The organism is Verrucosispora sp. SN26_14.1, assembly GCF_004307965.1.
Classification (GTDB): domain Bacteria; phylum Actinomycetota; class Actinomycetes; order Mycobacteriales; family Micromonosporaceae; genus Micromonospora.
Genome location: NZ_SISL01000220.1, coordinates 1 through 9896, shown reverse-complemented (window position 1 = coordinate 9896; position 9896 = coordinate 1). Strand labels below are relative to the sequence as shown.

Sequence of the window (9896 nt, the reverse complement as noted above, 5' to 3'; positions counted from 1 at the left end):
GAGCGCTAGTCTCGTGGGCTCGGAGAGGTGTATAAGAGAGAGGGCTGCCCTCGGGGTGGCGCAACGTGCCCGCCTTCCCGCAGGTCGCCCACTTCTCCGGCCCGGACGGGGAGGTCGAGGTCCGGTACCGGCTGGACCGCGACGGCGGCATCGCCGAGTGGTCGACGTCGCCGGAGAGCGAGTCGCCGGAGGTCACGCTGGTCGAGGCGGGCCCGGAACGGGTGGTGCTCGACGTCGACGGGGTGCGCCGGGCGTACCGGGTGCACCTGGTCGGTGCGTCGATCTTCGTGGACGGCCCGGACGGCGCGGCGAGCCTGACCGAGCTGCCGCGCTTCCCGGCGCCCGGTGCGGAGCTGACCGCCGGGTCGCTGCTCGCCCCGCTGCCCGGGGCGGTGGCCCGGGTCCACGTGGAGGTCGGCCGGCGGGTGGCCGCCGGTGACCTGCTGCTGACCCTGGAAGCGATGAAGTTGGAACACCCCGTGCTCGCCCCGACCGACGGCGTGGTCACCGAGCTGCCGGTCGCGGCCGGCGGCCAGGTCGACACGGGTGCGGTGCTGGCCGTGGTCACCCCCACCGAGGAGGCATCGTCATGAACTTCGACCTCAGCCCGGAACAGGAGCAGCTCCGCGACGCGGTCCGGTCGCTGGGCCGGCGGTACGGCCACCGCTACTTCGTGGATAAGGCCAAGGCCGGCGAGCACACCACCGAGCTGTGGCACGAGGCCGGCCGGCTCGGCTACCTCGGCGTCAACATCCCCACCGAGTACGGCGGCGGGGGCGGCGGCATCACCGATCTGGCCATCGTCTGCGAGGAACTGGCCGCCGCCGGCTGCCCGTTGCTGCTGCTGGTGGTCTCCCCCGCCATCGCGGCCACCGTCATCGCCCGGCACGGCACCGAGGACCAGCGCAAACGCCATCTGCCCGGTCTGGCCGACGGCTCCCAGAAGATCGTCTTCGCGATCACCGAGCCGGAGGCCGGGTCCAACTTCCACCGCCTCGGCACCGTCGCCCGTCGCGACGGCGACGACTGGGTACTCTCCGGTCGCAAGTGCTACATCTCCGGCGTCGACGAGGCCGGGCACGTCCTCGTGGTGGCCCGCGCCGGGGACGACACCACCACCGACGGTGCCGGGCAGCGGCTGAAGCCGGCCCTGTTCATCGTGCCGACCGACGCGCCCGGGTTGACCCGGTCCAAGCTGGACATGGAGATCCTCTCCCCGGAGAACCAGTTCCTGCTCTACCTGGACGAGGTCCGGCTGCCCGCCGACGCGCTGGTCGGCGAGTCGCTCGACGCCGGACTGCCGGCGTTGTTCTCCGGGCTCAACCCGGAACGCATCACCGTCGCCGCGATGGGCGCCGGCACCGGCCGGTACGCCATCGAGCGCGCCTCGGAGTACACCGCGACCCGCACGGTCTGGGGCGGTCGGACCATCGGCACGCACCAGGGCGTGTCGCATCCCCTGGCCCATGCGGCAGTGCAGGTGGAGCTGGCCCGGTTGATGATCCAGAAGGCGGCGACGCTCTACGACGCGGGACGTGACCTGGAGGCCGGCATCTCCGCCAACATGGCCAAGTACGCCTCCGGTGAGGCCGCCGCGCTCGCGGTCGACACCGCCGTGCAGGCGCTCGGCGGTGCCGGCATGACCACCGAGTACGGCGTGGCCACGCTGCTCGGGGCGGTACGGGCCGGTCGTATCGCCCCGGTCAGCCGCGAGATGATCCTCAACTTCGTCGCCCAGCACGTGCTCGGCCAGGACAAGTCGTACTGAGCCCGGGGCGGGTGGGCGCTCACCGGCAGGCGGCGTCCACCCGGTGCACCGGGCGTACCCGCCGGCCCAGCCCTTCCAGCAGTGAGTCCTCGATGTGGAAGTCGTGGATCCAGAGCCGGTAGCGGGGCAGCTCCTCCTCGGAGGGGCAGAGCACCTGTCCGCGTACGTGGTCGACGGGCACGTACCGGACGCCGCCCCGCTCCTGGAGAATCACCGTGTGCACGTCGTCGGTGGTCACCACGTGCCCCCGGATCTCCTCGCTGGCCTCGGCGGTGGCCCCGACCGTGGTCACGGTGAGCGGCAGCACCGGTGTGCTGATCACCGGCAGCGCCGCCCAGACCAGCACCACCAGCACGGCGGCCTGACTCAGCGGGGCGAAGGCCCGGAGCACCACCCGGGGCAGCGGCCCGGCGACGAAGATCGCCAGCAGCGGCGGCACCACCAGCAGCGCGATCGGCAGCGGCTCGGCCTGCCGCCACGCGTCGCGCAGCGTGGGCAGGAGCAGCCACAGGTAGCCCGCGTACGCCGCAGTGATCATCAGGATGCGGACCGCCGGGCGCTCGTGCAGCCGGACCGCCGTGAGCCCGAACGCCGCCGCCAGGGTGGGCAGCAGCAGCGGGAGGTACAGCAGCGGCCAGGTGAGCAGGGCCATCAGGAAGCTCGCCGCGATGAACCAGCTCGGTGTGACGTCCATCCAGCGGGCGAAGAGCGAGCGGCGGGCGGTGGCCTCCCGGCTGGCCGCGAGCACTCCGCCGAGCGCGAAGACCGCGACCAGCGCGGTGCAGAGCAGGCGGGCCGCCGTGGTGAGGAAGCCGGCCAGCATGTTGACCGGTCCCACGTTCGCCACCAGCAGCAACGTGGTCTGCAACTCGCCGCCGGCCTCGACGCCGAGGCGGAGCACCGAGAAGATCGCCGGTACGCCGACCACCGCCGTCCAGAACGACTGGCTGGACCGCGCTCGGCGCTCGGTCCGGTCCCCGCCGACGTCCGCGGGCCCCTCCGACGTGGCAGGCCCGTCCTGCCTGGCGGGGGCGTCCCGTGGCGGCACCGCCGGCTCGGAGGGCGTCACCTGGGACGGCACCGGCCGGTCGGCGTCCGGGGCGTTGCCGGTGGTCGCCGCCGGCGTGCTCATCGGCCCGGCACCTTGTCGTCGAAGTCGACCAGTCGGGGCACGTCGAGGGGCTGCGGTTGCCGCTTCTCCGTCCGCAGCCACGGACCCAGCGTCCGGTTGTACGCGACCTGCCACGGGCTGATCTCCCCGTTGCGACCCTGGCGGTAGCTCTTGTCGAGGAAGTACGCCACCAGGTCGCGCAGCGCGGGGTCGCCGATGGGCACGCCGATGCCGAGCAGTTCGCTGGTGCCGAAGGGCATGTCGACGATCTCGAACTCCGTCGGATACCGGGCCACGAAGCCGGCGAGGATCGTCTCGTCCGAGCTGACGGCGTCGTACCGGCCGTCCAGGATGCCCTCGACGCAGTCGCCGACGTCCTTCACCACCACCGCGCGCACCTGGTGCTGTTCCAGCTCCGCCTCGGTGGTGGAGCCACCGCTGGTGCAGATCTGGAACTTCGGGTTCCGCAGGTCCTCGATGGTCCGGATGGTGTCCCGGTGCCGGCTCGGGACCATCACCTCCTGTGTGGTCACCAGGTACGGCCCGGCGAAGCTGACCTCCTTCTTGCGCTCCTCGGTGATGGAGAAGCTGGACACCACCAGGTCGACTATGCCGCCCTGGAGGGCGGGGATCCGGTCCTCGGTGGAGACCGACACGAACTCGATCCGCTGGTCGCCCTCGAAGCCGAGCGAGGCGGCGACGTAGCGGGCGATCTCGACGTCGAAGCCGACGTGCCCGCCGTCGCGTACGTCTCCCATCAGCGGCTCGTTGACCGCCACACCGATCCGCAGCACGTTCTGTTCCCAGACGTGCGACTCGCGGAGCTTCTCCTGCACCGAGGGCAGTTCCGGCTCCTTCTGACTGTCACAACCGGCCGCTGCGCCCAGGAACAGCGTCAGGGCGACCGCGAGGGTGGTGGCCACCGAGCGGAACCGGGTGGTGGAGAACCGACTGACCATGGATCACCTCGCTACCTTCCGAAGTTGTCATGACACTGAAAGTAGCGAGCGTCTGCCAGTCGGTACCGTCGTGAAACGCACCGGGGTGCGGCGGGCATCCGACTGCCCGCCGCACCCCGGAGGGTGTGTCGCGACCTCAGCGCGCCGTCAGCGCGCCGATCCCCGGCATCGGCACGACCACCGGCGGGAGCTGCTTGGGCGCACCGCGGCGCGGTGCACCCTTGGCCGCAAGGTCCTCCTTGGAGGTGTCGACCCGGGCGCCTGCCGCCGACTCCGGCAGCTCCTCGAACGGCTGGATGTCGCCGTGGCAGACGGTGCCCTTCTTCGGCAGCGTCAACCGCAGCAGGTAGGCGTCGATGGCGCCGGTCGCGCAGGCCGAGGTGCCATACGCGGAGTGGCCCCAGTTGTCGCTGGAGAGCAGTCGGCTGTTCGGCAGCAGCTTGGCCGTGGCGACGGCACCGTTGTAGTTGGTCGCCGGGTCCCAGTAGTTACCGACGACCAGGACCGGGTTGACGGTCCGCCGGTTGAACGGGCCGGTGAAGCGGTCCTCGTCCCGCACTGTCCAGGTGTCCCGGGCACAGGGCGCGGAGACCCAGGACCAGTACCGGCCGAAGTGCGGGTCGCGTTTGTCGGCCCTGGCCGCCCGGTCCGCCCAGGAGGCGGCGTCCTTCGGGTGGTACGCGTCGGTGCAGTCCACCCCGAGGAAGGCCTCCAGCCCGTTCTCGTACGGGAAGTCGTAGGCCCGGGCCTGCTGCCGCGCCTTCTCGGTCCGTTGGAGCAGCGAGGTGCGTGCCTGCGTCCGCGACGCGTTCGTCGCCGACGGGTCGGTCAGCGTCAGCAGGCCATCGAGGAGGTAGACGATCTCGTAGCCGTACGGATCATAAAGGTAACGCGCGGTGATGCCGATGACGGTGGCGTAGGTGAAGGTGTAATCGCCCTCGTCCGGGTCCTCGATCACCAGCGGTTTGGCCTTGAGCCGCTTGGTCAGCAGTTCGAACTTGGCGACCGGGTCACCGGAGGCCAGCGGGCAGACCTCCACACCAGCCGCTTTGCAGCGCTTGAGGATCTCGCGCAGCGCCTTGTGCGCGCCCTGCGCGCTGCGCATCCGGTCCTCCTGGCCCAGGTTGCCGGAGGCGCCGGCGCCGAACCACGTGGTCGCGTCCAGCACACCGTCGATCGCGACCGCCCGCACCCGGTCGGGGAACATGTTCGCGTAGTACTGCCCGAGCACGCTGCCGTAGCTGATGCCCAGATAGGACAGCTTCTTGTCGCCGACCGCCCGCCGCAGCACGTCGAAGTCGCGGGCGACCTGGGCGGTCGACATCGCGCCGCTGAGCGGCTTGCCGGTGGTCGAACATGCCTTGCCGACCGCGATCGAGGAGGCCACGTACGCCTTCTCCTCGGCTCTTGTGTACGGGAAGGTGACGTTCAACCCCTCGTACGCCCGGGTCTGGTCCTTGACCGACGTGAAGCACCGGATCTGCTCGCTGGCGCCCACCCCGCGCGGGTCGACGCCGACGATGTCGAACCGGTCGAGCACCTCGTCACCGAGGTAGTAGGGCGCGAACAGGGCGAAGTCGGTGCCCGAGCCACCCGGTCCGCCGGGGTTCAGGAAGAGGCTGCCGATCTTGCGCTTCTGGTCCCGCGCCTTGACCCGCAGCACCGCGATCTCGGTCGTCTCGCCCCTCGGCTGGTCGTAGTCCAGCGGCAGGTCGACGGTGGCGCACTCGGCGTAGTCGTAGCACTCGTACCAGTCCAGCTTGGGCGTGGGCACACGGTCGACGCGCAGCCGCTCCAGCGGGCTGGTGCGGTGCGAGACCGTGGCGATGCCCCCGCCGATCGTGGTGGGTGCGGCGCTGGCGGGCACGACCGCCGCTCCGGCGAGGAGCGCGCCGATCAGCCCGGCGGCGGCGAAGTTCCGGATTGGTCGTGGCATGTGGACGCCTTCCGGTGGGAGACGGGACACGTCGAGTCGGGCTCGACCTCCGTCACTCTAGAGACGTCGGACGATGCATGCGGTCCGATGAACAGCAACATGTCCGACAATGCAGGCGTCAAGGTCGTGCTTTCGGCATCCCGTAAGGTGGAGTTGTCAGATGTTACGCAGGCGCTCGACCGTCTGCTGTTGACAGATCGGCAATCTCCGACATTCTGGACGCGTGAGACGCATCCCCGGACCTGACGCGCGCACCGTGGCGGTGCTCGCCGCACTCGGATCGCTGTGGCTGCTGGTGGCACTGATCGTCGGGCCCCGGCAGGACCTGCTGGGGGTCGCGATGGCCCTGGGCTGCGTCCTGCTCGCCATCGTCACCGGGGTGGCGGTCACCGCCGCCCGGCAGGCCGCCCCGGTCGACACGCCACCTCCACCCCCACCGGTCCACCCGATGGCACAGGCGCCCGGCATCGACGCGGACACCCTGGAGACGCTCGGCGACCGGGAAGCCGTCCGGGCGATGCGGGACCGCTACCGCCGCGACGCGAGCCACTGACCCCGGTCAGCTCCCGGTGAGGGTGGGGGACGCCAGCCCGTCCAGCCCGCGCCCGGCCAGGCAGCGGTAGGTCGCGTCGTTCTGCGCGTCGGCCGGCGGCAGCACCTCCAGGTTCCACCCGGTGGGCTTGTCGATGCCGCTGACCAGGCGGAACGTCTCCGTGTTGCAGATCTTGCGGACGGCCGGATCCGCCACGATCTCGTCGTGGTCGGCGTCGCGCAGCGTGGGGGGCAACTCCCCCGCGGCGTAGCTCTCCCAGGTGTGCCGGGTGTCGCACGGCACCTGGCTGGCCTCGGCCCGCTGGGCGCGCACCTGCACCGGGCCGAAGCACTCCAGTTCCTCCGCGCAGCGGGCGCCCTCCGGCAGCGCCTCGGGCAGGGCGGCGCAGCCGGGACGGTGCACGCCGGTCGTGATCTGCCGGGTCGGGGCGGTGGGCTGGCCGGACTGAAGCCCACCGGCGGCCCAGGCACCGACGCCCGCCGAGGCGGCCAGCGCCACCACGCCGGTGGCACCCAGGAACCAGCGCCGTCCCCGGCCGCGCTCGGTGGAGGCGCCGGTGTCCCCGGCGTCAGGTGTCGCACCCGCCGCCCGGACACCGCCGTGGTATCCGCCGCCGAGCAGGCCGATAGGCGGACTCGGCGGGCCGAAACCCTCCAGTTGCAGGCCGACGAGCATGTCGTGCAACTGGACGACGGAGGGGCGGTCCGCCGGGTCGTTGGCCATCCCGGCGCGGAGCACGTCGAGCAGATCCTCCGGGATCCCGGGGATGCCGGGGATCGGCTGGTGGAACATCTCCAGCACGGTGACCAGGCTCGGGTTGCGTTCGGTCTGCCAGCGTGGCGGCCGACCGTGCATCACCGCGTAGAGCGTGGCGCAGAGCGCGTAGACGTCCACCGCCGGTGAGGGCGGACTGTGGCTGAACATCTCCGGCGGGGCGTACGCCGGGGTGAGCACCTCCAGGGCGACCGTGGCGTCACGCATCTCGGCGACCACGGCCAGCCCGAAGTCGGCCAGCACCGCCGAGTTGAAGTGCGAGTAGAGGATGTTGGCCGGCTTGACGTCGCGGTGCAGCACCCCGGCCGCGTGCGAGTGGGCGAGCGCGTCCGCGATCTTGATGCCCAGGTCCCGCGCCTCGGCGGCGCCCAGCGGCGAGGTACGCATCCGTTCGGCGTACGACCCGTCGCAGAGCTCCATGATCAGGTAGGGGTGCTGGTCGATGGTGACCCCGACGTCGAAGAGGTCGACCACGTGCGGGTGCGACGACATCCGACCGGCCGCACGCGCCTCGCGCAGGAAGCGGGCCTGGTCCCGGTCGCTGGCGAGAGTGCGGTTCTCGACCTTGACCGCGACCTCGCGGTCCACCGAGATCTGGGTGGCCCGGTAGACGGTCGCATAGCCCCCTCGGGCAAAGACCCGCAAATCAGTCAGACCAGGCACGATGGGCGTCGGCAGGGCGCCGGGCGGGGTGTCGGTCACGGTTTCGAAAATACCCAACTGGACCGGCGGCTCAGTGAACCGCATCGGCGGGCGACGGCTCCGGCGCGGTCTGCGCGGCGCGCCGGGAGTCCCACCACAGGCCGGCGGCGGTGGCCAGAGCGCCCACACCCTCCCAGGCCGCCACGCCGAAGAACCGGCCGGGCGCCACGTCGGCCAGCACCGCGAGAGTGAACACGGTGAACGTGACCAACCGGAACACCACCGTGAAGCGGAAGAACGCGCGCCACTCGGTGGCGGTGGCGAGCAGGTAGTAGACCCCCATGTTGAACGAGGCCATCGACGAGGCGGTCACGAACACGCCCGTGTAGTCGCCGGGCGCCCGGGTCGCCGGGATCTCGAAGCCGAGCATCCCGAGCAGCACCTCCGGCCAGATCAGCCCGACCGCACCCATCACCAGCGCCAACACGCCGAACACCGCGACCGTCCAGCCGGCGACCGAGCGCGGCAGCCTCATCTGAGCCCTCCCCCTTGACGGCACGACCGCCCATGTTGACCGCCGCGTGCACCGTGCACGCTATCGGTCGGCCCCGACAGCCCACATCACCGGAACCGACATACCCGGCCCCACCGCACCACGTCGGCAGGCCGACGGGTCGGCTCAGCGACCGTCGCGCAACCGGGTGTACAGCGCCTCGGCGTCGGCGCGCTCGCTGCGCTGCTCGGTGGCGAACGACAGACGGACCGCCTCCTCGGCACTGGTCAACGCCTCCGCCGGCCGGCCGCAGGCAGCCAGCGCCTCGGCGCGTACCCGGGCCGCGACCACCTGGCTGCGGACGTCCTCGGCCGGCGTGCCCGCCGCCCGACGGGCCCAGTCCAGCGCCTGCTCGTACTGCCCGTGCGCGAGCAGTGCCGAGGCGTAACGCGCCATCGACTGCCGACGGGAGAACAACAGCGACGGCGAGGTGGCGGCGGCGGTGGCCACCGGGGCCAGCAGGCCGACCGCGGTGCCGGAGTCACCGGCTGCCAACCGGGCCGTCGCCAGCAGCACCCGAGGCCCCACCTGCGCGGGCGCCTGCGGATTGTGCGGCTCCACACTGGTCAGCACCGCTCGCGCGTACCGCTCGGCACCGGCCACGTCGCCCATGTCCAGCGCCACGAAGCCGCGCAGCGTGCCGGCCATGCCGGTGAGCAGCGGATGGGCGGTCCGACCGGCGTACTCCAGGGCGTCGGTGAGCAGGTCGGCGGCGTGTTCCGGCTCGCCAAGGCCACGGGCCACCACACCTCGGACGACAAGCGCGAAACCCTGCCCCCACTCGTCGGAGGCCGCGGCGAACTCGCGGTACGCCCGACGGGCCTCCCGGTCCGCGTCGAGCAGTTCGCCCAGCTCCGCGTTGGCGTACGCGTCGACCGCCCGGAGCGTGCCCACCGCCCACGCCTCGCCGACCCGCTCCCCGAAGGGCAGGAAGATCCGGGCCAGCCGACGCGCCTCGCTCAGTCGACCGGCCAGTAGCCGGGCGAAGGCGGTGGTGCCCCGCAGCCACGCCCGCCCGTACGGGTCCTTGAGTTCGGCGAAGAGTCGGGCGGCCCGGCCGAGCACCGCGTCCGTACCCGCGAAGTCGCCCCGGGTGGTGGTCACCCAGGCCAGGTTCTGCAACGACCACGCCTGCCCCCGACGGTCCTGCACCGCCAGGCTGACCTGGTACGCGGCGGCCAACCGGCTGCTCGCCTCGCCGAGCCGGCCGGCCAGGAAGTCGGCCATGCCCAGCCGACGCATCGCCGAGGCCCGCAGGCTCGGCAGGTCCGCGTCGGTGGCCACCTGCAACGCCTCCCGCCAGCAGGTCTCGGCCCGCCGCAGGTCACCCATGGCCTGCTGGGCCTGCCCCGCGAGCAGCAGCGCGCTGATCCGGGTGGTCGCCTGGTCCCCGGCGTTGGCGGCGATCTTCTCGGCCGACGCCAGCGCGTCGGCCACCCGCCCGACCTGGAGCAGCGCCCGCGCGTGCACCACCCGGTCCTGCGCCGGTACGCCGTCGACGCGGGCCAGTTCGGCCGCGCGTTCGGCGTACTCGACGGCGAGGGCCGGCTCGCCCTCGTGCAGCGCGCGCCGGGCTGTCTCTTATACACCACTCCGAGCC

General features: G+C 72.0%; 7 protein-coding genes and 2 pseudogenes. 3 read left to right on the top strand and 6 right to left on the bottom strand.

The features are described 5' to 3' along the window. Positions 1–41: 41 nt before the first annotated feature. Together EYA84_RS19185 and EYA84_RS19180 are read left to right on the top strand one after the other, a co-directional pair. Positions 42–593, top strand: a pseudogene (locus tag EYA84_RS19185) (biotin/lipoyl-containing protein); the annotation flags it as partial. Then, positions 590–1768, top strand: coding sequence for an acyl-CoA dehydrogenase family protein (locus tag EYA84_RS19180; RefSeq protein WP_131054426.1), 1179 nt, complete (start codon positions 590–592; stop codon positions 1766–1768). The pseudogene EYA84_RS19185 and the gene EYA84_RS19180, both read left to right, overlap by 4 nt. A 19-nt stretch (positions 1769–1787) precedes the next feature. Here EYA84_RS19180 and EYA84_RS19175 read toward each other — a convergent pair whose 3' ends face one another. From EYA84_RS19175 to EYA84_RS19165, 3 genes are all read right to left on the bottom strand, one after another. Beyond that, a complete protein-coding gene (locus tag EYA84_RS19175; RefSeq protein WP_131054425.1) occupies positions 1788–2900 on the bottom strand; it encodes a hypothetical protein in 1113 nt (370 codons plus the stop codon). Beyond that, entirely contained in the window at positions 2897–3838 is a 942-nt protein-coding gene (locus tag EYA84_RS19170) for a transporter substrate-binding domain-containing protein (protein ID WP_131054424.1), read from the bottom strand. The genes EYA84_RS19175 and EYA84_RS19170 overlap by 4 nt, the downstream gene beginning before the upstream one ends. Positions 3839–3974: 136 nt before the next feature. Beyond that, complete coding sequence (locus tag EYA84_RS19165; protein ID WP_131054423.1) at positions 3975–5774, bottom strand: alpha/beta hydrolase; 1800 nt, start codon at positions 5772–5774, stop codon at positions 3975–3977. Between the two features lie 223 nt (positions 5775–5997). Here EYA84_RS19165 and EYA84_RS19160 point away from each other — a divergent pair, with 223 nt between their 5' ends. Further along, positions 5998–6327: a hypothetical protein gene (locus EYA84_RS19160; RefSeq protein ID WP_131054422.1), complete on the top strand. Its 330-nt coding sequence runs from the start codon at positions 5998–6000 to the stop codon at positions 6325–6327. A 6-nt stretch (positions 6328–6333) separates the two neighbouring features. Here EYA84_RS19160 and EYA84_RS19155 read toward each other — a convergent pair whose 3' ends face one another. From EYA84_RS19155 to EYA84_RS19145, 3 genes and pseudogenes are all read right to left on the bottom strand, one after another. Continuing rightward, positions 6334–7803 carry a serine/threonine-protein kinase gene (locus EYA84_RS19155; RefSeq protein ID WP_131054421.1) on the bottom strand — a complete coding sequence of 490 codons (1470 nt, stop codon included), beginning with the start codon at positions 7801–7803 and terminating at the stop codon, positions 6334–6336. 31 nt (positions 7804–7834) lie between these two features. Continuing rightward, positions 7835–8278 (bottom strand): hypothetical protein, encoded by a 444-nt coding sequence (locus EYA84_RS19150; RefSeq protein ID WP_131054420.1) that lies wholly within the window; start codon positions 8276–8278, stop codon positions 7835–7837. Between the two features lie 144 nt (positions 8279–8422). After that, positions 8423–9871, bottom strand: a pseudogene (locus EYA84_RS19145) (adenylate/guanylate cyclase domain-containing protein); the annotation flags it as partial. Between the last annotated feature and the right edge of the window lie 25 nt (positions 9872–9896).

Coding starts and splice junctions, on each gene's coding strand:
- EYA84_RS19180 (WP_131054426.1), top strand. CDS start 590: ATGAACTTCGACCTCAGCCCGGAACAGGAGCAGCTCCGCGACGCGGTC.
- EYA84_RS19175 (WP_131054425.1), bottom strand. CDS start 2,900: ATGAGCACGCCGGCGGCGACCACCGGCAACGCCCCGGACGCCGACCGG.
- EYA84_RS19170 (WP_131054424.1), bottom strand. CDS start 3,838: ATGGTCAGTCGGTTCTCCACCACCCGGTTCCGCTCGGTGGCCACCACC.
- EYA84_RS19165 (WP_131054423.1), bottom strand. CDS start 5,774: ATGCCACGACCAATCCGGAACTTCGCCGCCGCCGGGCTGATCGGCGCG.
- EYA84_RS19150 (WP_131054420.1), bottom strand. CDS start 8,278: ATGAGGCTGCCGCGCTCGGTCGCCGGCTGGACGGTCGCGGTGTTCGGC.